This window comes from Enterovibrio nigricans DSM 22720, assembly GCF_900167155.1.
Classification (GTDB): Bacteria; Pseudomonadota; Gammaproteobacteria; order Enterobacterales; family Vibrionaceae; genus Enterovibrio; species Enterovibrio nigricans.
Genome location: NZ_FUXU01000054.1, coordinates 1 through 23179, shown reverse-complemented (window position 1 = coordinate 23179; position 23179 = coordinate 1). Strand labels below are relative to the sequence as shown.

Here is a 23179-nt window from a genome sequence, read left to right as displayed (position 1 = left end):
TTGTACTGGGCGCTTTTTCAGTCTGAATAATTCTCTCAGTCCGGATAAAAAATAGCGCCCAGCCGACATTGTCGACTCGCACCCGTGACTTCCGAAAGGTTTCCTGGCTTTCCTTCTATGGCTTGCTTTGCTAACCATGCAAACGCAAGTGCTTCCATGGAGTCTCCATCTACACCGCGCTCATCAGTTGTGGTGACATGCCAAGCGGGAAGTGCATGTTGAAGTGATGCCATGAGTGCCGTGTTTTTCGCGCCCCCGCCACAGACCAAAAGCTCGCCTGCTGGGTATTTCATGACGTCATTGGCAATAGATTGTGCGGTGAGTGCCAAAAGGGTTGCCTGAACATCTTCTATTCTTAAGACGTCATTGAAGTTGTCGAGTTGTTTACCGAGCCAGCCGGCATGAAACAGTTCTCTACCCGTACTTTTCGGAGCGTCCTTTGCGAAGTATGGCTCTGCCATCATTTGGTTGAGAAGGGCTGAATTTACCAGTCCGGAAGAAGCCCATAGGCCTTCTTTGTCATAACGTTGGCCTTTGTGCTGCATCACCCAACTGTCCATCAACATATTACCAGGGCCAGTATCATAGCCAATGACAGGTTGGTTGGGTGCCAGCACGGAAATATTGGCAATACCGCCAATATTTAGGATGACACGACAGAGATTAGGGTCTGAAAACAGGCCTTTGTGAAATGCGGGCACCAAAGGTGCGCCTTGTCCACCCAACGCCATGTCTTTGCGTCTGAAGTCTGCAACCGTTGTGATGCCCGTTTGGGCAGCGATGATGTTAGCATCGCCCAGTTGCATGGTGAATCTCATGTCGCCTTCGGGCTTATGAAAAACGGTCTGTCCATGACAACCAATGGCGGTGACAGTACTCGCTGAAAGTGCGTGTTCATCCAAGAAACGATTGATTGCATTTGAGTATGTCAGACCAAGGAAATGATCGATGGTGCCGATTTCCTCCAAAGTGACTGGCGCACCTTGGCTGAGGGCAATCAATTTTTCTACAAGCTCAGTGGGGAAGGGATACATGGATTGGTGAAGTACACGAATGTTATCGCCGTTAAATTCTGCAGCGACCATATCAATACCATCAAGACTGGTACCCGACATTATGCCGATATAAATGCTCACAATTTCACCTCAGCGTTGCCGTCAATATGCGCGTAAGTTTCTCATAGGATTAGCAATTCCAATATCTATTTATGTTGCGCTCTTTCTAGAGTGTGCGACTCAACGTAATATGTCGTTTAGATTTAAAAAAGACAGGAGAGTACCATGGGCCCACTGTGGCTTGACCTCAAAGGCTGTGAGCTGGACGCAGAAGAACGAGAACTACTTGAACACCCTTTGATTGGTGGCGTCATTCACTTTGCTCGCAACTACCACGACAGTCAACAGCTCGCGGCATTGAACAAAGCTGTGAGAGTAGCGGCTAAACGTCCGATTCTGATTGGTGTTGACCAAGAAGGGGGACGAGTACAACGTTTCAGAGAGCAATTTAGCATTATCCCGCCCGCACAGTCTTTCGCGATGATGGACAACGGCGAGCAAATTGCTCGCGAGTCCGGCTGGTTGATGGCGGCTGAGTTGATCGCACACGATATCGACCTAAGTTTTGCGCCTGTACTGGATCGTGGTTTTGATTGTAAGGCGATTGGAAGCCGTGCGTTCGGTGATGACAACGCAACGGTACTTCGTTATTCAACGGCCTACATGAACGGTATGAAAGACGCAGGTATGGCAACCACAGGGAAGCATTTCCCAGGCCATGGTGCGGTATTGGCGGATTCTCACTTTGAAAGCCCAGTCGACGACAGAACAACCCTGTTTGAAGAAGACATGGCAATCTTTAAAGAGCAAATCGACGCCGGTACCTTAGATGCACTGATGCCTGCCCACGTTATTTACCCGCATTTTGATTCGCTGCCGGCCAGTGGTTCACCCTATTGGCTTAAATCGATCTTGTGCGACCAGCTAGGCTTTAAAGGCATTATCTTTTCTGATGATTTGAGCATGGAAGGCGCGACTGTGATGGGCGGCCCCGCAGAACGTTGCAAGCAGGCGCTGGCTGCGGGCTGCGACATGCTTCTACTGTGTAACAATCGGCAGTCGACCATTGAAGCGATTGATGGCTTACCTCTTTCTGAGGTTCCTCAAGCTGCGACCCTCGCGAAGCGCCAGTCTTTCTCCGTAAAAGAGCTGAAAGCGACACAAAAATGGAAAGACGTGAGCCATCGAATTCAGACGTTTAATGCCAAGTGGCAGGAATGTCAGGGATAGCGTAGGAACGTCACTTCAGTCGAAAGGCAAGGACTCTCCTTGCCTTTTATTTTGCCCCTTCATCAAGACAACACTCATCACGTAAAAACGCGAGTACGCCCTCTAGCTTGTCGTATTGAGGTGTGCAATAAAGAACGCGACCTTCCCTTCGCTGCGTAATCAAGCCTGCAGACATTAAGCTCGATAAATGGTGCGACAGTGTTGAGCCGGGAATCCCTAATTCATCTTGTACAACGCCCACGGCAATACCGCTGTGCCCTGCCTTTACCAGACGTTTGAAAATGGTTAAGCGAGTAGGGTGTCCAAGTTCTTTTAGGGCCTTAGCGACCGATTCGATGTTCATACGCAGGTTCTCTAGTCGATATCGATTTCGATATTACCAGAACTAACTAAGTGTGAGTATGAAACAGAAGATATAAATGTTTAAGGAAGCAGAAAGCGTAGTGGAGGAGGGTGTGAGGGAAACGCAAAACGCTCGTGATACAGAAAATGTAATGACGAGCGTTTGATTTAGTTAGCGATGACTCTCGATTCTCAGGGTTCGCTTAATCAATCGAATGGGTATTCCTCGTGGGTCGGACGACCAGAACGCGGCTTACGACGCTTTCTGTCTCGTTGAGGTTTATCGCCAAATTCTTCATTGAATTTAGAATGAATTTTCTCTTTTTTGTTTGTGTCGTTTTTCAGCCACTGATCCCACTTGGCCATCGTATTTACCCTGTTCGATTAACTGTTGTGTAATAAGCCATTAATGTATCTAAGCGAGTATATTGGTTCAACGTTTAGACGTTGAGAATATAGCGTAGAATTTGTGTCAATATAATGAATTTTTATTGGCATCAATGTGATACCGCATACACTTCAAGCATAAGCGCAGCGCGGTAATTAAATAAAACGAAAAAATTCGTCCTTTGTGATTAGAAAAATAGATGAAGAGTGGAAAAACACGGTCGGTTCGAGATTTGCACTTGTTAAGTTATGGAAATGCTGCGGTATTGTAAGTGGCGCTGGGCTTCTCTCTGGAAAGTTGTGAGCGGTAACGCACTTGAAAATAGAATGATGACGCTTTTCACATTGTTACAATGATTTATGCATTGTCTACTCGACCTTCGCGAGTTTATTGACTATTTTGGCTTTTAAAAGAAATAGGAAATAGATGTTAGAGAGCTCGACAGAACTTAAAAACGTCGCTATTAAGTAAGCACGTGAAGTATTAATTTTCTTTATCGTCAGATCAACAATATTTTGCTTTACACCGTAGTGGTTTAATGAAAAATAATGCGAAAATTTGTTAAGGAGCTAGATAATGTTTAGTGGTCAAAAGTTTTTTGATGACAAGCATTTTCCAAAAGGTTTTGCTCGATCCGGCTATTTCACCATCAAGGAATCGCAATTTTTGGAAACCTGTGGCCGTACCATGAAAGCCTTGTTTGAAGGTACAATGGTTCCACAAGATGAAGAACAGCAGAAATTTATTGATGAAGTGAACGGCCGTCGTGCCGCTGAATCACAATATGCGCAATGCTGGTTGAAGTATTTGAAAGAAATCAACCATAAGCATGTTGTATATAACCTGTGTTCGACATCTCGTAACGGTCCAGTTGAAGATTACTCTGAAGCTGAAGCGGACGAATAGTCGTCATAAATGCTGAAAAAAAGCGAACATATTGTTCGCTTTTTTTGTTTCTGCTCTAAGTAAATCGACAGGTTTAGCTCAATAAATCAGCCAATGAATAGGGCTTACGGGCAAGCCCTAACCCCTGTGCAGGTGTGGTACCGCCACTGTTTTGGTGGCAAAGATTACTCCAAGCGCGATAAATGTCGAGAAGGGGTAAAAGTCCCCCGGGGCGAAGACGACGTCTTGGCTCGTCAATCACACTTTTGAAGCACTGATGGAAACGGTATTGATACTCGTCGAGCCGCGCTGTTGAGGCTTCTTCTAACCAGTGACGTTCGCTATCGACTTCCCGGCCTATATGGCACACGCCTTTGTATCCTTCACCACTTTTAGTAAACGCCCAGCGATCTCGCCACCAGCTCAACAGCACAATGTCGATAGGCTCAGAGGGGATGGGCTTTTCCCAGTCAGCGTTTTGAACAACGTAGATCGGGTGACAGGACTTATTTTGCATTCTGGTTTTAAACACTGAGACAATCGCGGAGCGTAGCAAAGGTTCTTGCGGTAAATACAAGGTGACCGTTTTCCAATCCGCAGTGCTTTCGGCCAACCGCAAAAAATGCGCGTACGTTGTGTACTGTGGGCGGATTAAACTGCCCACCGAGGGATAGTTGATATCAACGGGTTTGGTGTAAGGGTCTTCTACGTTCTGCCGCGACATGACATCATCGTATTTCGCGATGACGACGTCTTTCAATGACGAGGGTTCAGCGATCGTCTCTTCTGTCGGCGATTCAAAGTAATCCGGCATGAGGCGACTGCATCTGGCAGGAGTATTTTCATTGTTTTTGGGCTTAGATTCTTCAGGTGAATAATTCAAGCTTTGCTGAAAGATGTAGCCGTATCGAGCGTCACCGGTCGCCAGCCAGTTCACGCCATTTTTACTATTAGGTTGCAATGGCACGATGGTAGAGGCCATCGGGAGTGAGTCGCACAATTGTATATAGCGAGCATCAACGGCGGCTAATTTGTTTCGACAGCGTAGCGCAATTTGACTCAAATGGTCGTAGAAGCTCTTTGGATTGATGGCGAGTTTCCGACAAATCTCTCTGACCGCATGCCCAGTGAATATCAGACCGAGCAGCTTTTGCTGAATGTCGAGCTTTGGGTTGGCGTTAGACCACTTGTCGACAAAGGTTGTTTGGCAGTGCTTACAGCGGTAACGCTGTCTTTCGCCACTGTAACCAAAGGCATGGTACAAGTCTCTGTGCGTTAATACGGGTTTGCCAAACGAGATACAGTCATGGTTAGAACACGCAGCAAGATTTCCAGAATCTTGTAGTTTGGTTCTGGACAATTCATCGAGCAGTGCTTGGTTGTTAAGGAGAGGAGGAAAGGCACCGCACTCTCGGCAAACTAAGCCGGGACGCGAGGGATCGGTTTCTTGAAGCAGGTAATACTTCTTATCACTCAAGCTAAAGTTTCGACACGCCAATGTTTTACAATGATTCATTGAAGCTAAACCGATAGCACCGCCAAAATCGACAGGCTGGAGAAGTTTCTCTGTACTGCCGAATGGTAGGTGCTTATCAGATATTAGCTTGCAACCGTTGAGTTGTGATCCATCTGCTGTCGACGGTAGTTTGCCTGGCGACACCAATCCTCCTCAATGTTAATAACATCTTAATTTAAGTGCGAAAGTGCCACCCGATGTAGATTCACTGAGTAGCAATTAATGCGAGAACAATCGCGATCGCGAAAGCTACGTCGATGTTTGAGCGTTTAGTCTAGGGAAGCATAAACAGCAATCAGCAGATCCTGATCACAAACGTTACTATTCGCAGCGTTCAAAATCTCAACGTTTACTTTATCTGTTGTTTTATTGTTATTTGTCACATTATTAATGATAGGTGAGTCAATAGAAAGCTCAAAGCCCTTTCTCTAACTCGCTAATTAATCGGCATTAATCAGTGTGTCAAATCGATTGAGTTCCAAATTAAATTCAATAATATCAGTGCAATACTGTACATCTGTCATGCCTAGAAAATCGGATGTTGATCAACTTTAAATTATCCTCATAAAAACTACGCTTAATTCGTGTCTCAATATCGAACGTGTGTGTCAGTCATGGTGCGAATTGTGTGAGGTGAAGAGTATGGGCGGGTATATAGGCGTGAAGTTTTTGTGTGTTTACATCTTCATTGGGTTGCTGATGGGGTGCACTGACGGGGATTCAGCATCAACGTCAACCTCCAGTTTACAGCTACCCCAGCAATTGGAGGTTGTGACCAATGAAAACGAATAACACACATTGGTTGGGTGTCTCTGCTTTGGTTTTCTCTGCTTTAGGGCACGCTGCGTTTAATGACGCTGGCACGGAGTACACCAATGCGAGTCAAAAAACGTACGTTTGGAATGAAGCATTGGAGCCGATAGAGTTGGTGAATAGCATCCTGTGCTTCACGGCTCAATTCAATGTAACCGAATTCGCTAACGCGGGCCCATATCTGGTCTTGGCGGATGAAGCCAGTTGTTTTGATGACGCTAATGATGGGTCTACGGGTCAATCATCGGGTGCTGCAAACAATCCCTCCTATTTGAAAGCCGTTGCTGATGTGACGAGAGCCTCTGATTCATCGCCGTTGGTGGTGAATGTTTGGCTACCAGAGATGGCAACAGGGGATGATGAACAAGCAATAAAATTTAAAGCAGTCATCACGGAGGGCGCATCGGACGCAGATCCATTCGGACAATTCACGTTCAATTTTTCATTTTTTGATAATTTCACCAACCTCACGCCAAAGGGGGGAGGTGAAGTGGTTACCTTAAGTGGATTAGGAGATTCGATTGGCTTTACGCTTTACGAGAGCAGTCAACATGGTTCTTCAACGTATACGCAAAGTGCGAGTGTTGTGATGTCTTCGGATCGTTCTTCGGGTACAGCGTTGACGTCATCGAGCGAAGGCGGCGCTTATGCGTTGACGTTCAATGCTAATAACGTGTTGCTTCAAAATGCCGGTAGTTTCGACAGCCTTCCGTATAAATCTGGGAACAGTAGCGGGACCTGCTTGAGCCGTACCCAATTTAATAGCTACGTCTACCAGTACGATCTCTATAGCGCGTCTACAGGAGCGCAAATTGATATTAACGCTGGGTTCCCAATGAAATACTCCAGTGCGAATAACGGAACTTACGACAGTTACGGCTATGTCGGTTATTGGGGGATATGGACGGAAGTTGAAGGCGCGGTAACGAATGGTGAGACCATCGTGAGAAACGACAATGGAGTCACGCGTCAATACACAGTGATGACTGCCCCCGGTCGTTTAGTCAAAAACACGGTGAAAACGTTGGCACTTTCCAGCGCCAGAGGCATCAGCTTTTCATTCTGGGATAGCACCGTCTTCAGCGATTCCAGCTTTGATCAGTGGGTGGTTAAGTATTATACCGCGGCGCAAGATGGTGTTGGCTCTGATGGTTTTTACAAAACAGGAAAATTGAGCTGGGGGTCAAACGGGTCGACCGTTACTTCGTTCGGGCCGACGTTGATTTCCTTGAGTGCGAATGACTCATTGTATATGTATTCGGAACAACTCGGTGGGGAAGTCAAATACTTGCAGGGTAACGCTTCTTTGACCTACTACGAGCAGACCTTTATTAACGGTAGTGAGACGGGCAGCGGTGAATTACTCAATGGCGGCTCCATCACATTGTATTGCTATGATAATTGTCCGATAGGAACGTTAGACCTGAGCGATTTGACGAATTGGAGTGGCGCGAACAGCCCCTTTGAAACAACAGGCGGTGCTCACCAATATACGTTCAGCACGTCGGGAGGCAATGCGTTGACGCTGGTGAGCGTGAACAGCAGTGAACCTGTCAGATACAACGCGTCGTTGACTCAAAGTAACATCAATTCAACGCCTCATAGTTGGGGCGTTCGCAGCGGGCCCATGGTGCTGTCTACTGTCTCCAATAGTTACGATATCTATGATCCTGCGATCACCACTGAGTACTATGTATGGGAGACGGGGATACAAAGTTGGAACCAATTGACCGCAGTCAAAGATGCCAGTGACGACATTGTAAGTTTTGAAAAGCCGCTTCAATTTGCGTATACACACAGCAGTGCGAATGATCGTTCAGGATCGGCGGGCAGCTACGCGGGGCAAACGTACCTCATTAATTACGGGGGAAATGGTGATTTTTGGGGAATCCCCATGTCGCAGAGCGGGGATCGATACCTTCCTAACTTTTCGTTGAAAGACGGCGCGATTATGGGATCGTCAAGTCAATACGCGATCAAAGCGAGAGAAATTGAACAAACGATGAAGTCAGCATCCGGCCAGTGCACCTCTTTAACGCTCGCAGATCCTGCGGTTGATGTGCCGACCTCTATTTCGGGTGATGCCGACATTGGGGACATGCCCATCGTGTTGGGTGACCCGTCAGTAATTGCAGGTGAGACGCAGTAATCTAGATTGAGTGTGTGAAGAGAAAAAGTGCCGTTGATTGTTTAACGGCACTTCAAGAAAATCCTATCAATTCTTGTCACGCATTACTTGATAACCGTGATTTCCACTTTTTTACCGAGCGACATGGCTAGGTTGTTGTCGTAGTACGCTGCTTCATTGATAAAGTGCGGGTAGGCTTCATAGTCACCGTCCCAGCAAATCTCTTCGCCAGAAAATAGTGTATAGATAGGATCGCCATTTCGTAACGGTGTAAAGTCAGCGTCTTGGACGTTTTTGTGAACCATACCAATACGTTCACCGTTTTCGTCCTCTGGCAATTTGAGTGTTTCGGTATAGCGATACGCAGAAACGGTATCTGGCAGTTCAGGAACGTCGTTGTTGTTAAACAGGTCAACGAAGTCGAGGATATGCGACGTCATTTCTTCCATCCAATCCAATACGTCCTGACGGATGACAGATTGTGGCTGAGGGCCGACTTCAATAATGATGCCTTGATCTGCAATTGAGCAAAGGAAAAAGTGTTCTTCTACCGTGCAGTGGTCTTCAAACAAGATCACCGCATCTTTCATACGTGCTGCGACATAGGCTGCGAGCTGCGTATTGAACGCATCGGCTTTCAGTAAAATCAGCGTCGGACCCATATTGCTGGTGGTGTTGTGAAGGTCGATGATGAGATCGGTTCGGGCATTGCCTTTCGGGCCCAATTGCAAATTAATGGCTTTAGCGCGGCTTTGTTCGTAATTACCTAGCGCATTGTCAGCAAGATCGTGAAGGAGAAACTGACGGTTTAGATCGCAATCAAGGTAACGTTTGTTATCTCGGTAAGCATTTGGGTTGCCAAAAAGGGTTTTTGTTTCGAACGTAGGGCGGCTAATGGTTGCAGGCGTTGCTTGCCATTTTTTTAATAGATATACGCCGCTAAATTCGTTTCCGTGGGTGCCGCCAACAATGGCTACACGGTTAAAAATTTTCATCCTTGTCCTCTCCTGATAGACGAACCTTCAATATATCAGGGAGGTAAGCATTCCCCAAGTGCTTAAAACCACGCGAGGAATGAATACAACAGCAAAAGAATAGGTAGATGATAATGTTCATCACTCTCGTTGAAAATAACGCTATCGGGGTGTTTGCTTTGAACGCCTAGTTTGTGTGCCAGCGGTCACCGTAGGCCGATGAATAGTCAGGCTCTTTGTCAGTATCCAAGTCACGCTCTGCAATCAAAGGCCCAACAACCGTGCGATATGGCAGGACGCCAGCCCAAACGTCGAGTTTCATATCAGCGAGATCGTCATTCACACCGTGGCGGCCGATTTTTACTGACGCTTCTTGAATTGGCATAACAAGCAACTCTGTGGCGGTGAGCTCCTTTTCATTGCCTGGCCGTGCATCTTGGCTGCGTCCGGGGGCAATCTGTTCTAGCAGTGCATCGAGTGCTGAGGATTTTTGCTGGTTGTCCTCAATGCGTTCAAATTGACCAAACACCATGGCGCAACGGTAATGTGCGCTGTGGTGGAACGCAGAACGTGCCAGCACCCAGCCATCAAAGAGGGTAAACGTCAGACAGCAGTCTTCACCTTTTTTAAGGTGTTTCATCAAGGGACTGTTTTTTGCACCATGAATATAGAGGTTATCGTCGATACGCCACACCAGCATTGGAATCACGGTAGGACCTCGGTGATCATGAATGGCGACATGCGCCAGTTTCGACTCATCAATGATCGTGTAAAGCGTCTCTTTATCTTTAACGCCTTTGTGCGCGGCTTTATTCAGCGTTGTTCTCGACGTTGTGCTTAATGACATGGCCAAATTCCTTTTCTTTTTGATTTTGATACTTGTAATCTAAGTGATGAGTGGCCCCTTAAGTAGGGCCAATTTTTATAAGTGGATGGATCCAATATGCAGCCCATTGACGTCGGTGATTTATTGGCAGATAGCCGTGCACCTTCCAAGCAACAATCGCTGTATCAGGCTATTCAATCGAAAATTCTCCAAGGGGATTGGCCAAACCAAGCGCGCTTGCCTGCGACAAGGACTATGGCAAGTGAGCTAGGGCTGAGCCGTAATACAGTGACGGCGGTGTATGACCAACTGAAAGCCGAAGGGTATATAGACAGCAAGCCTGGAGCGGGTTATTTCGTGCTGCTTCATCCTGAGCACTTTTTGCATACGCACAATGCATCATCCAAAGCTCCATTGCATGCCAGTGATGGTGAACCCATGGAAACGACTTTACGTCGAAATCGCCCTTTTTCTCCAGGTGTGCCCGACCTAGCGCATTTTCCTTACAAGAAATGGGCGAGGTTGGTGCAAATTCATATGCAGCGCTCTATTTTGGCGGGACAAAATGACATACAAGGGAGCTTTGCCCTAAGGGAGGCGCTGAGTGAGTATCTGTTAACCAGTCGTTCTGTCGACGCGCCGCCTCATCGAATCATCGTAACAACGGGTGCCCAGCAAGCGCTGTACATGGCTCTGAACGCCATTTTGAACCGAGGCGATCGCGTATTGATGGAAAACCCCGGTTACTCTCAAATGCGAAAAGCATTGGAGCAATCGGGGACGGTCGCACGTTATTTTTCGCTTGCGCCACAATTTGGCGATGATTTGTCGTTGTTGAATGGGTTTGATGGTCAAGCGATCTACTTGACCCCTAGCAACCAATATCCCATGGGACACAGCATCGATACACAAGCCAGAATGGCGATTATTGAGTGGGCGAAAGCATCGGGTGGCTGGATCATAGAAGATGACTACGACAGCGAATTCCAGTTTGCCAACCGACCTTATCCTTCTCTGCAGGGGTTAGCAGCGAAGTTGCATGGCGAGGCCGCAAAATTGATTTACGTGGGCACGTTTGGCAAAGCCTTTCTCTCCGGGATCCGTGTTGGGTATATGGTTGTACCAGAAAGCTTGGTGGACAGCTGCTTGCAGTTGAAAGATGCCATTAGCGGGTGTTCGCCAATCCATATTGAAGAAGTATTGGCAGATTTCATTAAACACGGCGATTACCTGCGGCACATTAAGAAAATGCGTCATCTCTATCAGCAAAAGCACGCTCAGTTTGTTTCCAGTCTCGCGCGTGTTTATGGCGGTGGGATAGAAGTGATGAGCCAGGCCGCAGGCTTACATGTCACGTTCAGGTGGCAAGGTGGTCCGGAAGCCATCGACGTGAAAGAGGCTTTAGCGGATAAAGGATTCACCATTCGTACGTTAGATTATTATTGCGATGAAAAAGCACTGCCGACTATGCCAAGGTGGGTCAATCGTGCATTGGTTGCAGGTATTGGTAACAGTTCCTGTGATGATATCGAGGAAGGTCTGTCGGCATTAAACGCGATCTTTTCGGGGGAGTGAAGTGCTCAGCACACAGCTTGCTTCGGGCTGTGTGCTTCTTCGTTCTTAATACGCACTCACCAATTAAAGGTGTATAAATATCAAGGTGTTAATCAACCAGTTCGATATGAAGACTTTCCAGCAGAGCCAAAGCTTCATATCGTGAAAACGTTGCGCCTTTGAGGTTGTTGTCCAGCACGTTAATGGCAAAATTGTGCGAGTCTGTAAAATCAGTTTCCGAGAGGTTGGTACGGATAAACAGGCTGTTGGTAAAATCACAGTTTGTCAGCGTCGAGTTCGAAAAGTCGCCATCACGAAAATCAACATCATGCATCTTACAATCTGAGCAACGAAGTTCATGCAGCGTTAAGCCGAAAAAACTGGCATCGGTTAAAATACAGTTTTTGAATGTCATTTCTGCATCTTTACGATAAACAGGCCATTCGGCAGTCGTCCAGTCAATGCCGACCAACTTACACTCCTCAAAATCTACCTCAGAGAGTCGCGTAAAAGGGAACTTCGCCATGCTGAGGTTACAGCGGCGGAATGTATAACTAATGAACTTACAATTTCTGAATTCGGTATCTGTGAATTGGCAATCACGAAATTCACACTCTTCAAACTCAATGTCTGAAAAGTGACCGTTCGCTAGGGCTAATTTCGAAAAGACGTGATCATAGTACGGCTCACCATTCTCGATGTTATCCACTGTTTCCCCTTCTAACCCGTTGAGTGTCTTCCTGCTGTTCTTCATAGAATACAGTGCGGTCAATTGAAGACAAAGCAAGTTTATCCCTTATTGCATTACCGGCGACAGTTTGTGGAAGCAGGTGCAATAGCGCAAATTGACTATCCTTAAAAGCAGGCAGACTTTTGTCTTTTGGGCGATAGATACAGCATCTTCAGGTAGCTTGGGTATGCGTATGATAAAAAGCACAATATATTTCTACGAACCTGATGAGGCATACGGCTTCTTGTCTAACTTCTTTATTGCGCCATTAGTGATTGGTGGTGAGGTGTGGCTTACGTCAGAGCACTATTACCAAGCGCAAAAGTTCCAATCAGCCATTCTTCAACATCGCATACAACAATCATCTACTCCAGATGAAGCATTTAAACTTAGCCGTGACTTCGTCCATGACGTTGACAAAGGGTGGATGGAGAGGCGTTGCGACGTTATGCGTTATGTCGTCGAGCAGAAATTCCTGCAACACCTCGCATTAAGAACATCCTTACTTGCAACTGGGTGTGCTCTGCTGGTGGAGCACTCGAAACATGATGCGTTTTGGGGAGATGGCCAACATGGTGATGGGGCAAATCACCTTGGTCAGATATTGATGGAAGTCAGGCATGCCTTGTTGCAAGGAGAAATGCTGGCATAGAGACTCTTCTACGCGATGAGAAACGCCGTATCAACAGGGGGTTTGGAACGCGCTTGTGCACTTTTTGATTGAGAGAAAGTGCCTACAAAGTAAGAATTGACGACATTTCCCTCCTTTGCTCCAACCTTGCGCCCCACGCCCCTGCTATTTTAAGGACGAAGCAGACTGGTTCGGCGTAACAGCCTCGATATACCCGCCATTAAAAGAATGAAACCCAAAGCAACCACGCTTTAACAGCGTTTGCGAATGTGGGTGAGTGTTTGGCTTCAAGTATTGCTTTCATCAATGAGGAAGCGTGGTGACAGCCCAAGAGGCTGAAAGTTAATGTTGACTTATCCCTCCCCTCATTGAGCGATGAAGCGCGTTTATGATTTGCCAGGCAATGGAGTGTTTGGCAAAGACAAATAACACCTGTGACTCAAAAATCTTGGTGCAAGTAAAAAGAACGTTGGTGCAAGAGGCACGTTTCATTTTTTGCGTTTGATGCACACAGATTTGACGCCAAAACGGCAAATAACATGATTGGTTCATGTTGCTTCCTGTTGTGACTGTACATGCGCAACTGGCCTGAGGCGGCTTCACTATCAGGTGGTTTACCCAAGATAAGGGGGAGAAATGTTTGAAACCCAAAGGAGTCATTTATCTTCGGACCATGGTCCATTGCTGATCATAGATGATGACCCAGAATCACAGAAACGACTAAGCCAAGCGTTAGAAGGCGAGATATCAGTCGTTACTGCCCAATTTTCTAATGTATCGGAGGCTTTGCATCAGCTACTGACATCGATAGTGGTGTTGGGCAAAAGCGATGTCGCGGCCATTTCCCTTCTGGAAGATCTAAAATCGATTGCCCCAAGAACGAAAGTCTTAGTGATTGTTGACGCAAATTCAGAGGGTGACGCGATGTTGGCTATGCAATCAGGGGCGTTTGACGTTATTCACCGCCCTTACAGTGATGAATTTCTTCGGCTTATGGTGCGCCGGGCTCAACATGTTTCCCGTTTGGAAAATGAAGTTGAGCGCCTGAAAAACTTTGAAAGACGCGAGGATTCCATTGTTGGCGGTAGCGCTCAAATGGTTCAACTCATGCGGATGGTGGAGCGGATTGCTTCGTCGGGTGTCGATACACTTATTACGGGGGAAAGTGGCACCGGAAAAGCGTTGCTTGCTAGGGCGATACATGACAGAAGCTCGCGCAGTGATGGACCTTTTATCACGGTTAACTGTGCGTCAGTGCCGGAGCATAAATTGGGTGCTGAACTGTTTGGTCAGGAGGTGTTTGCAGACAATGGACTGAGAGTCGTGCGCGGTAAGATTGAAGCTGCAAATGGCGGCACGCTGTTTTTAGATGAAATTGGCGATATGCCAATAAATCTTCAATCCAATGTACTGAAATACTTGAGAGAAAGGGTGGTTACACGTCTGGGGGGGAGCCAAGGGATCCCCGTGGATGTGCGTGTCGTTAGTGCGAGTTATCAAGATTTAGGGCATCGGGTCGGTGAACGTCGTTTTAGAGAGGACCTGCTCCGACAGGTCAGCGATGTGATGATCACAATTCCTCCGTTAAGAGAGCGTGGAGATGACGTGCTTTTACTGGCAAAAACGTTTCTTATGAAGTTTAACCAGACAATGCACCGAAACATCTCTGGATTTGCAGACGATGCGATTAGTGCATTGTTAGGCCACAGTTGGCCCGGTAATGTACGCGAGTTACAGAACAAGATTAAGTCCGCGCTTATCATGGCAGATGGAAACAAAATATCCGCTGCCGATCTTTCGTTAACCAAAGATCCCAAGAAAGATAGCGGGTTACCTCTCAATCTTCGCCAAGTCAGGGAAGAAGCAGAAAGGCATGCTGTCGCAAGAGCACTAGCCCGAGCACAAGGCAACATGTCTCAGACCGCAACGTTACTGGGTGTGTCACGTCCAACGTTGTACACGCTTATCGAGAAATACTCATTGCAGCGATGATGTCATCACCTTCAGGCGTCTTGAGGGTGGGACTTAGTGGCAAGTAACCCCAAATTTGGCAAGGTCAAGCGTTAAGAGCGTATACAGTTAATTAGAAGGCCGTTAAGTTTTTCGCGGCCTATTTCGTCAGGCAGCCAGGTTATTACAATGATATTGGGGTATTTTCCAAAGTCAGCACTATCGAGTGGAGCAGTAAGATGAGAATGTGTGAGCTGATTGATAACAATTTGGTGCTGAAAGCGGATGTTGAAGTGTGCCTTGCTGAACATTTCTCTTTGGATGTGTGCTGCTATGAAAAAGGGGACCAGCTGGTCGTGTTTAGTCCGGTGACAGGTGATGTCATGGTCTGTGATAGCGCAACGAGCGTCTTTCTTTCGCTAATTGAGAAAAACCTACCGTTGGGGGCAGCCTTGTCCGCCTTATCTGTCTGTGAGCCTGAATATGCGCGTCGTTTGATTCACGAGTTGGAACGAATGGAAATCATTCAATTGGCGGGTGTTCGCTGGAATTAGTGTCTTCGTTTTTTCAATGAGGCTAGCTAGCCCTAACCTAGCCGGAGCGTCGTTGCATGCTTTGCTTCTCTATACGCTGAAGTTGTTTTTGAAGCGTTGCGCCGTTAAAGGGTTTAACTACAAATCCGTTAACACGATGCTTGATCAGTTCCTGAATTTTGCCTTTATCTTGTTCGCAAGAAACAACCAATATCGGCAAGTGACCAATTTTCTTATCGCTTCGGACTTCTTTCAGAAGCTCTTTCCCGTCCATTTTTGGCATGTTCAAATCAGTGATTAAAAGATCATAATGATTTTTTTTAAGCATCTGAAAGGCTTGCCAGCCATTTGTCGCTTCCTCTAATTCGGGATAACCAATGCTGCGTAACAGGTTTAGCATGACATGCCGCATCGATGTCATATCATCAACGACGAGTATTTTCATTGTGTCAGCTGCTTCTATAGTGAGTTACATTGCTAAAATATAGTTCATGAATTGAATATTACGTGGACAGGATGCCTAAAATACCGTGATGTTTGTCTGCTCTTGCTAAAGATATTTTAAATCGCGGTTCATCAGTAAAATTAACGTTGGTCACACCACCGTTACTCGCGCTTCGAAGAGGTTGAGGCATAGAGGTGTGGCGTGCTTGCATAACTTGTATTGGCTGGAGGACGAGCAAGTTGGTAAAGTGCTTTAAGTCTTAACTCATATTCTTTTACGCAGTGTTTTTCTTGAACGTACAAGCGTGCTTCCCTGCCTAACCTCAATCGTTTATTCATGTCCGTAAAAATTTCCAATAACTGATGTTGTATTCGGCAGTGTCCATTTTTGTCGGTCCAGAAAAGTGGGTGCTCACTTCGCTTTTCAAGTTTTCTAGAACGGAGTGAGATGATGGGAACAGCCATGGCCATTGCTTCTAAGTGCAGCGCGGTGGTTGTGTCGATTTCTGTGGGGCTGATTAATGCATCAATCACTTTATAGAACAGCCAGTAATTAGGGAGTTCGCCCAAAATACAGACGTCTTCCCCAAGATTTCTCACTTGTATTTCTTTGCGTAAAAGCGGGAGAAAACGGGCATTACCAGCGATCAGCAACATTGCGTGCTTCTTAAATGCCGGTGAAAGCTTGCTCGCAACGGCGAATTCATCAATCAAATTGATCACACTGTCTAGGTGTTGGTCATTGATATTGGTGCCCACAACGAATTTATTGGTGGGAATAGCCACAGTACCTAAAAATGAATTGGTTCGGTGTGGGTCAACTTCCTGAAGAGCTGGGCGATAACGTTGAGCATTGATGGCTGGTCGAATAATTTGGCATTGTTCAGGGGAAAGACCAAGGTTGCTTTCAAGCCAGTGTTGCGCATTGGCAGAAGCCGTAATGAAAACATCCGTAGAATGGGAAAGCACTGACAAGAATGTTTTCTTAATCCAATTCTGACAAGGAAGCGCCTGTGAGGACGATAACTGATGGAGTTTTACGGGAACACCTGAGCGGTGTGCCAACCACTGCATCGCAAGCGGTGCCTCACCATAAGTGTGGCAGACATCGGGCTTTAATAGGGAGAGTACCTTTTTGCATTCACGAAACGAACGCAAACAGAGAGGTTTTTTGTTTTTGAGTTCAATACAGCTGACGCCATCAGGCAGACTGAAGCGTTGAGATGGCTGCGAGCTGAGTACAACGAGCGTGTGCTCGTAATCCTTTGACATTGAACAAGAGATATTGCTCAGCAACTGCTGATTGAGCACATCGTCCTTATAGGTACTGACGATATGACAGATGTGCGTAGACGTGACGGCCGACATGCGTTATCACTCCAAACTATTGACTATCCAAAGGTCTCAGCCAGAGATGAATAGGGGTATACGACGTCATATTCGCACAATTATTTCTTCTGCAATTTCTGAAATTAGAGACAAACGCGAGCTTGTTAGAATAGGTAGAAATGTTGGGGAGGACGGTGCGTTGTAAGCCCCTAGAATTAGGGGCAATTTGGTAAGATTAGACGCTAGCTGCTTAGTTCTGAGACTTGATAAAACTTTAGCTCTGCGCGGTTGCGACCGGCACGTTTAGCCTTGTAAAGGCATTGATCTGCCATTTCCAGTAGCTGGTTTGCGCTTGTGTTTCCATCGGGATAGCTAACGACCCCGCCGATGCTAACCGTAATGATTCCACTACTACAGCTTCCTTGGTGTGGAATACACAAATCACGTACGTTTTGGCAAAGCTGCCAAGCGATGCGTTCCGCTTGCGCCTGATCGTTTCCACGTATGAGAAGGGCAAATTCTTCGCCACCGAAGCGTGCCAGCGGTGCGTTCCACTCTTTACTGACAGAACTCATTGCTCGGGAAACGTAATGCAGGGCTTTGTCTCCTTGTAGGTGACCATAAATATCGTTGTAGGCTTTAAAATGGTCGATATCTATCATCATGACGGTCAATGAAGAATGTTCATCAACGGCATCATACAAAGAAGCACTGAGCAGGCGACTGAATGGACGACGATTTAACAGTCGGGTCAATTCATCGGTTTCTGCTTCTACGCGGAGACGTTCATTCGCGAGAATGAGTTCCTCTTGCAGTTCCGTCATTGCCTGATGGTCTCGTTCGCGAATCGTCAGCTCACTAAGCATGGCGGCGAAGCGTTTAAACAATAGGTTCTTACTGTCATTCCATGCGAGCGGTTTTGCGGAATTGGCAGCGACGATCACACCGAAGCTTTTACTACCGTCAGTTAAAGGAAATATTGCGATGCTGCGAATTCCTGCATGTTCGAGCAATTCCTTTTCTGCTTGGGCATGTGTATCTAATTGATGCGCATCGATCAGTGCGACATTTTGTGAGCTGAGCAACCAGCGTTTCATTTTATACATGTCGCTGAGTTCCACCACAGGAAGTGGGATTTGCTGCGGATAACTTGCCCGATATCTCACCGTATCGTTATCGAAAGAAAGCCAGAAAAATTGGTCGGTCTCAAGCAGTGTGCTCATTTGATGAAGAGCCAAATAGACATCGTGCTCTACATCGGTTTTTTGCCATTGCAACAGGCGCAGTGAGAGATCGGCGAGCAATTTGTTTGACTGGTTTTGCCAGTTGAGCTCAGTAGAGCGTGCATTGACTTCATCGACGAGCAGGGACTTATGTTGCTTAAGGGTGCGTTCCTTTAACTTCTTTTCAATCACATCTGCGCGAATACGCGCATGCAATTTTTGGATAGAACGGGCGACTTGGCCTATCTCATCTTTGCTCTCGGTGAGCGTATTCGGAATGGTCAGGCGGCTCACTCGTGACAAATCGATTCGGTCAACACTTTCTACAAGGCTACGGATGCGATTGGTAAAGGTTCGCTTCAAAACTAAAAGCAACAAAATTGCCACGGACAAGGCTTCAATCAGATAGATGATTCCTGCAGGCAATGCGTTTTTCAGCGCGTCAGCTTCAATCAGACCCAAATTTAGATAGATATCGAGATCGCCAATTTCTTCGCCTTTTGTCACCAAGTCATATTTCAGGTGTTGGCTGGTTTCTTTTTGCTTTGTAAGGTTGTCAGCCCAAAACTCTTCACCCGCTCTGGTTGTCAGGTGAATATTGCTAACGTAGCGGGCATTCGCGAGGTCTTGTAATTGTTGAACCAAAAGTTTTGAATCACCACGTTCCAAGGAGTAGGTGATGACTGAAACGGCACTGGCGGTGCGCTTTTCGAACGATTGGGTTGTCCACTCTACGGTGTGAGTGTAATTCAGACCCATTTGTACGCTTACTGATACGATTGCGAACAGTAAACTTACTCCAACAACCAGCACGGATACGCGAGTCTGTATGCTCTGGTGCGACTTGAGTAGTTTTTTCAACATGTCTGGTTCGTCACTTAAACTGGATAAAACGACGCTACTTTTTTGATTCAGGGAAACGGCTTGGTCAATCGCCTGTTCGCCTGCTCAAAACAAACGATGAGTAGCTGGAATTCAATATCGTACAAATAAAACGCCATGTTTAAGGGTTTCAAACACAGCCCTTCCTGTGGTGATGTGTTCCACGTTTTGATTTTCATGCGAGCAGTACGCAGTCAACCCAAAGCTCATGGGCTTCGCAGATAGCATATGCTGACATGTTACTTTAAAACCATCAAAAAACATGGGGAAATCGCACGAAAGTGGGCTGACAGCGTGCTGATTGAGCGCTATTTCGCCAATGGCAGAGTTAAACATTTATTGTCATGAAAATGATTATTGTGTGAGGCAAATACGATGGCTACCTTGCGCTGTTTTTTCTCCCATGTCTAAACAGGCGTTTAAATTGGTGAATCTCTCATATTCTATGCCGAGCACAAAAGCACCGATCACCAAGACAACGACAATAATCCATCGGAAAATTTTTAGTTTCATGTAAACTGCCTGCCCCTCGCGATGACTGAGGTGAGTGGTAGATGTTTTGTATCCTGTTTTTTGGCTTTCACAAGTATAAACCTAAAGTGGTACGCTCTAGCCCATTTTTAAGCGTAATCCTCTGTTGAATTGCCTTGAAGATGAGTAATTTGCTTTTTCTGAAAAAAAAACAGCGTTTTTTGCTAGTTCTTTAGACCCAAATCTCACAAAGATAAAGGAAGGATTGCAGTAAAAACAATCAGTTATTTGTGGGGTGTTGTGGCGGATATGAAAACAGCTTCTATACTCAAATCTCGTGTGCATCGGTTTTCGCAAGAGAAAAGAGATACGACTTTGAAAATTAATAAACGAATCCGCAAATTTTTTCCGTTGGACTTCTATGGAGAGGATCGCGGGTGGCGGTTTGTGATCAGAGCTCACAATACAAGTGAGGTATTGGATGCACTCATGTGGCGTTCATATCTCTCCGTTCGTCGGCAAGATTTCAATCTGCTTCACCTTGCTGTTGAAACCTTTTCCTATGAAAACGACTATTCGGAAGGACGTATCGCCGAAGTGTCTTCGCATGGTGCCCTGATGCGAGTGAAAATGCTGGGACCTGTTGTGAATGTCAGAGCGCTCAACCAAGCGTATCTAGATAAACAAACAACCTCGCACTCTTTCTGTTCGGTGGCATAATTTCGAATTGAATCTGATGGCGCAGAGAGCTGGGATTTTTCCCGGCTTTTTTTATCCCATTTTTCCTTTTCAATCTTCTCTGCGTGAAAGAATGGTGAAAACGGTGTTGCAAAGGAGTAAGCAGTGCGTAAGCCAGTAACCAGAACTTAAGGCAAAAAGCCTAGAAACTCTTGCAAAAAAGAGGGTCTCATTCAAATTCAGTATTTTACTCGCAAAAAATAGCCAATAAAAATGTAATAAAATGTTTCCAAATGAAACAAAGATACACACTATTAACACGTGCAAAGGACGATAACTATCAGATTTTTGTAGTGATTGAATACGTTTAACTGATTGTAATTACGCTGATATGTTAATGTAATGTAAATGGTTGGTTTTTTGGATTATTACTTTTAGATGTGTAAAAATACGCCTCAGTTGAACAAATATTCATCAGTTATTCATTAATCTTAGTTGTTGGAGTAGAAATGGCCTTTTTCGTGGTTGTTTTTCTTTCTGTCGTTGGCGGTATTCTTGCGGGTGACCATTTCCATTCTTTCATGGTGGGCTTCTCGCTGGCAACTATCGCTGTGGGATGTTGTTATTGGCTGAGTTTCCGTCACACGAAATACCCTCAACTTGCTCTATTGCTGCTGATCTCGGGTTTTGCAGTAAAAATGGGTATTACGGTATTTGGTGTTATGTGGAGCCTTGAGCGTGAATTAATCACGTCACCGTTTGTTTTTGCGCTGTCATACCTCTTCTTCTCTTTGGTATCGACCTACGTCTACTTCAAATACCGCGAATTCTGGCATAAGCGCCTTGAAGCGGTTAAAGCGCGTTTTCAAACGACGTAATAACTTGACGAACAAAAACTGTTTATCATTATAAGAAGGTGGCTTAGTGGTCGCCTTTTTTGTATCTCGGATTTGATCATGGAAAGACAAACTGAACGATTAATCTTGCGACGTTTTCAAGAAGACGACCGCGAACCTTTTGCCGCACTTAACGCTGATTCGGAGGTGATGCGATATTTTCCCGCGCCACTAAGTTATGTTGAAAGCAACGATGTACTTATGAGGATATCGAGAAAATGGCTGGAATACGGGATTTCCTACTGGGTAATTCGGTTGAAAAGTACTGGGGAGTTTGTGGGCACGATAGGCATAAATTTCACGGATTACTTGGTACTGGGTGAGTACGTTTATGAAATTGGATGGCGAATCTCTCCACAACATCAACGTAAAGGTTTCGCAAAGGAAGCGGCACAAGAAGCCTTCCGCATCGCGTTTGAAGAAATGAATATTGAGAAAGTGGTGTCGTTCACCGTTCTTGACAATATTCCGTCCCAGCGTGTTATGCAAAGTTTAGGGATGCGCAATACTGGCGAACGGTTCGCCCACCCGTTGATTGAACCTGAGCACCGATGTTCTATTCATTGCCTCTACACTTTGACCAAAGCACAATGGCAGCGCGGTATCGTAGCATTCTAGTCCTTGTCGGCTATTTTCTCTGGTGGTGATACCGCTTTACCATCGGGGGTGAAAAAAGGCGTCGGGGTATTCGACCCTTTCAATTTTTTTTTCAGTACAAAAATTAAAACTTTCATCAATGCGCCGACAGAAAACTTAGGGTGAGGCTGGCTGGGGGGAGAACCGTTGGCAAAGCTTCCCATTACGGTATATGTCACCGGCCCTACCAATGCTTCTTTGTTTTCTCCGTGAATTATACGGGTAGGGATGCCAGCAAGAGGTATCTTGTAGCGAGGGATGTTTGCAATCGGTGTGCGACAGCAATTTGCGTAGAATCGATAGATGCCCTTGTTTTTAACACGCACACAGCGAAGGTTTTCAGCACCCGAATCAATGTGAATATTCGCAGGCGGCACTTGATAAATGTCAGTGCCTCCCCATTCATCTAACCATTTTTCTTCATGACCTAGATAGCGGGCAAATCGCTGGCAGTCATCGCAATAACAAATCAGATGATTCCCCAACGTGGGTGAAGCATTGACCAACAAGCCCGTAAGCTGTCCACATTCACATTGAAAGGTAAGATCTGTCATGGTGTGACTCCTATTACGGGTGTTATATAGCCTAAGAGCTTACTTTTTGGCGATAAGGCAAGTGCGCGATGGCGTCTTCTACATAATCCTCAATGAGCTTGTGCTCTCGTTGAAGGTAGTCTGCTATTGCCTGGTGAAATCCCTGATGCTGAAGAAAGTGCGAAGAATACGTCACAATCGGTTCAAAGCCCCTTAGTAGCTTGTGCTCGCCTTGGGCGCCTGCATCGAACCTTGTTAGCCCATGCTGAATACAGTACTCGATGCCTTGGTAATAGCAGAGCTCAAAGTGAAGGTTGTCATACTCGTGTGTGCAGCCCCAATATCGACCATAAAGTGTGTCATCTGACTTAAAGTACAGAGCCCCTGCGAGGCTTTGTTGCTTAATTCGGTTGGAAGACATGGCAGCCTAAAGTTGTTCGGTTCTTAAGCAATATACTGAGTTTCAGGCATACCCAGTCCTGTAAGCTTGTTCAGCGCTTTGATCATAGCGTAAGTCTCGCCAACCTGAGCA

The 23179-nt window shown here is 46.0% G+C and carries 23 protein-coding genes; 10 read left to right on the top strand and 13 right to left on the bottom strand.

Annotated features, from left to right (window positions below):
- Nucleotides 1–35: 35 nt before the first annotated feature.
- Nucleotides 36–1136 carry an anhydro-N-acetylmuramic acid kinase gene (locus tag B5D35_RS16535; RefSeq protein ID WP_269808991.1) on the bottom strand — a complete coding sequence of 367 codons (1101 nt, stop codon included), beginning with the start codon at nt 1134–1136 and terminating at the stop codon, nt 36–38.
- 144 nt (nt 1137–1280) lie between these two features.
- Between B5D35_RS16535 and nagZ the strand changes: the two genes are divergently transcribed.
- Nucleotides 1281–2285, top strand: a complete 1005-nt coding sequence (gene nagZ, locus B5D35_RS16530) for a beta-N-acetylhexosaminidase (RefSeq protein WP_078753635.1) — start codon at nt 1281–1283, stop codon at nt 2283–2285.
- A gap of 46 nt (nt 2286–2331) precedes the next feature.
- Here the strand turns inward: nagZ and B5D35_RS16525 are convergent, their stop codons facing one another.
- Together B5D35_RS16525 and B5D35_RS24370 are read right to left on the bottom strand one after the other, a co-directional pair.
- Nucleotides 2332–2628, bottom strand: a complete 297-nt coding sequence (locus B5D35_RS16525; RefSeq protein ID WP_078753634.1) for an ArsR/SmtB family transcription factor — start codon at nt 2626–2628, stop codon at nt 2332–2334.
- Between the two features lie 206 nt (nt 2629–2834).
- Entirely contained in the window at nt 2835–2993 is a 159-nt protein-coding gene (locus tag B5D35_RS24370; RefSeq protein WP_170915209.1) for a hypothetical protein, read from the bottom strand.
- Between the two features lie 598 nt (nt 2994–3591).
- On the opposite strand from B5D35_RS24370, the gene B5D35_RS16520 reads away from it, so the two are divergent.
- Complete coding sequence (locus B5D35_RS16520) at nt 3592–3921, top strand: MaoP family protein (protein ID WP_078753633.1); 330 nt, start codon at nt 3592–3594, stop codon at nt 3919–3921.
- A gap of 73 nt (nt 3922–3994) precedes the next feature.
- On the opposite strand, the gene B5D35_RS16515 is transcribed toward B5D35_RS16520, so the two are convergent.
- Complete coding sequence (locus tag B5D35_RS16515) at nt 3995–5416, bottom strand: lactate dehydrogenase (protein WP_078753643.1); 1422 nt, start codon at nt 5414–5416, stop codon at nt 3995–3997.
- Nucleotides 5417–6194: 778 nt separating this feature from the next.
- On the opposite strand from B5D35_RS16515, the gene B5D35_RS16510 reads away from it, so the two are divergent.
- The gene (locus B5D35_RS16510; protein ID WP_078753632.1) at nt 6195–8378 is read left to right on the top strand and encodes a hypothetical protein; all 2184 of its coding nucleotides are present in this window, start codon (nt 6195–6197) and stop codon (nt 8376–8378) included.
- Between the two features lie 83 nt (nt 8379–8461).
- Here B5D35_RS16510 and B5D35_RS16505 read toward each other — a convergent pair whose 3' ends face one another.
- Both B5D35_RS16505 and B5D35_RS16500 read right to left on the bottom strand, forming a co-directional pair.
- Nucleotides 8462–9352, bottom strand: a complete 891-nt coding sequence (locus tag B5D35_RS16505; RefSeq protein ID WP_078753631.1) for an aspartoacylase — start codon at nt 9350–9352, stop codon at nt 8462–8464.
- A gap of 166 nt (nt 9353–9518) precedes the next feature.
- Entirely contained in the window at nt 9519–10178 is a 660-nt protein-coding gene (locus B5D35_RS16500) for a pyridoxamine 5'-phosphate oxidase family protein (RefSeq protein WP_078753630.1), read from the bottom strand.
- Nucleotides 10179–10274: 96 nt separating this feature from the next.
- On the opposite strand from B5D35_RS16500, the gene pdxR reads away from it, so the two are divergent.
- Nucleotides 10275–11732: a MocR-like pyridoxine biosynthesis transcription factor PdxR gene (gene pdxR, locus B5D35_RS16495; RefSeq protein ID WP_078753629.1), complete on the top strand. Its 1458-nt coding sequence runs from the start codon at nt 10275–10277 to the stop codon at nt 11730–11732.
- 88 nt (nt 11733–11820) lie between these two features.
- Here pdxR and B5D35_RS16490 read toward each other — a convergent pair whose 3' ends face one another.
- Nucleotides 11821–12420 (bottom strand): pentapeptide repeat-containing protein, encoded by a 600-nt coding sequence (locus tag B5D35_RS16490; RefSeq protein ID WP_101210334.1) that lies wholly within the window; start codon nt 12418–12420, stop codon nt 11821–11823.
- A gap of 208 nt (nt 12421–12628) precedes the next feature.
- Between B5D35_RS16490 and B5D35_RS16485 the strand changes: the two genes are divergently transcribed.
- From B5D35_RS16485 to B5D35_RS16475, 3 genes are all read left to right on the top strand, one after another.
- Complete coding sequence (locus B5D35_RS16485) at nt 12629–13093, top strand: riboflavin biosynthesis intermediates N-glycosidase (protein WP_244556636.1); 465 nt, start codon at nt 12629–12631, stop codon at nt 13091–13093.
- Between the two features lie 615 nt (nt 13094–13708).
- The gene (locus B5D35_RS16480) at nt 13709–15064 is read left to right on the top strand and encodes a sigma 54-interacting transcriptional regulator (protein WP_078753628.1); all 1356 of its coding nucleotides are present in this window, start codon (nt 13709–13711) and stop codon (nt 15062–15064) included.
- Nucleotides 15065–15261: 197 nt separating this feature from the next.
- On the top strand, nt 15262–15576 hold the full coding sequence (locus B5D35_RS16475; RefSeq protein WP_078753627.1) for a hypothetical protein: 315 nt from the start codon (nt 15262–15264) through the stop codon (nt 15574–15576).
- Between the two features lie 37 nt (nt 15577–15613).
- Here B5D35_RS16475 and B5D35_RS16470 read toward each other — a convergent pair whose 3' ends face one another.
- The 4 genes from B5D35_RS16470 to B5D35_RS24365 all read right to left on the bottom strand — a co-directional run bounded on the left by B5D35_RS16470 (nt 15614) and on the right by B5D35_RS24365 (nt 19946).
- Nucleotides 15614–16000: a response regulator gene (locus B5D35_RS16470; protein ID WP_078753626.1), complete on the bottom strand. Its 387-nt coding sequence runs from the start codon at nt 15998–16000 to the stop codon at nt 15614–15616.
- A gap of 161 nt (nt 16001–16161) precedes the next feature.
- Nucleotides 16162–17367 carry a glycosyltransferase gene (locus B5D35_RS16465; RefSeq protein ID WP_078753625.1) on the bottom strand — a complete coding sequence of 402 codons (1206 nt, stop codon included), beginning with the start codon at nt 17365–17367 and terminating at the stop codon, nt 16162–16164.
- A gap of 203 nt (nt 17368–17570) precedes the next feature.
- Nucleotides 17571–19415, bottom strand: coding sequence for a sensor domain-containing diguanylate cyclase (locus B5D35_RS16460; RefSeq protein WP_078753624.1), 1845 nt, complete (start codon nt 19413–19415; stop codon nt 17571–17573).
- A 372-nt stretch (nt 19416–19787) separates the two neighbouring features.
- On the bottom strand, nt 19788–19946 hold the full coding sequence (locus B5D35_RS24365) for a hypothetical protein (RefSeq protein ID WP_170915208.1): 159 nt from the start codon (nt 19944–19946) through the stop codon (nt 19788–19790).
- A gap of 447 nt (nt 19947–20393) precedes the next feature.
- On the opposite strand from B5D35_RS24365, the gene B5D35_RS16450 reads away from it, so the two are divergent.
- The 3 genes from B5D35_RS16450 (at nt 20394) to B5D35_RS16440 (ending at nt 22096) form a co-directional block, all read left to right on the top strand.
- Complete coding sequence (locus B5D35_RS16450; RefSeq protein ID WP_244556635.1) at nt 20394–20624, top strand: hypothetical protein; 231 nt, start codon at nt 20394–20396, stop codon at nt 20622–20624.
- Between the two features lie 467 nt (nt 20625–21091).
- Nucleotides 21092–21460 (top strand): NADH:ubiquinone oxidoreductase, encoded by a 369-nt coding sequence (locus B5D35_RS16445; protein ID WP_078753622.1) that lies wholly within the window; start codon nt 21092–21094, stop codon nt 21458–21460.
- A gap of 78 nt (nt 21461–21538) precedes the next feature.
- Nucleotides 21539–22096 carry a GNAT family N-acetyltransferase gene (locus B5D35_RS16440; protein ID WP_078753621.1) on the top strand — a complete coding sequence of 186 codons (558 nt, stop codon included), beginning with the start codon at nt 21539–21541 and terminating at the stop codon, nt 22094–22096.
- On the opposite strand, the gene B5D35_RS16435 is transcribed toward B5D35_RS16440, so the two are convergent.
- On the bottom strand, nt 22093–22668 hold the full coding sequence (locus B5D35_RS16435; RefSeq protein WP_078753620.1) for a DUF6151 family protein: 576 nt from the start codon (nt 22666–22668) through the stop codon (nt 22093–22095). The two genes, B5D35_RS16440 and B5D35_RS16435, sit on opposite strands and share 4 nt — an antisense overlap.
- A gap of 31 nt (nt 22669–22699) precedes the next feature.
- Nucleotides 22700–23068 (bottom strand): peptidogalycan biosysnthesis protein, encoded by a 369-nt coding sequence (locus B5D35_RS16430; protein ID WP_078753619.1) that lies wholly within the window; start codon nt 23066–23068, stop codon nt 22700–22702.
- Between the last annotated feature and the right edge of the window lie 111 nt (nt 23069–23179).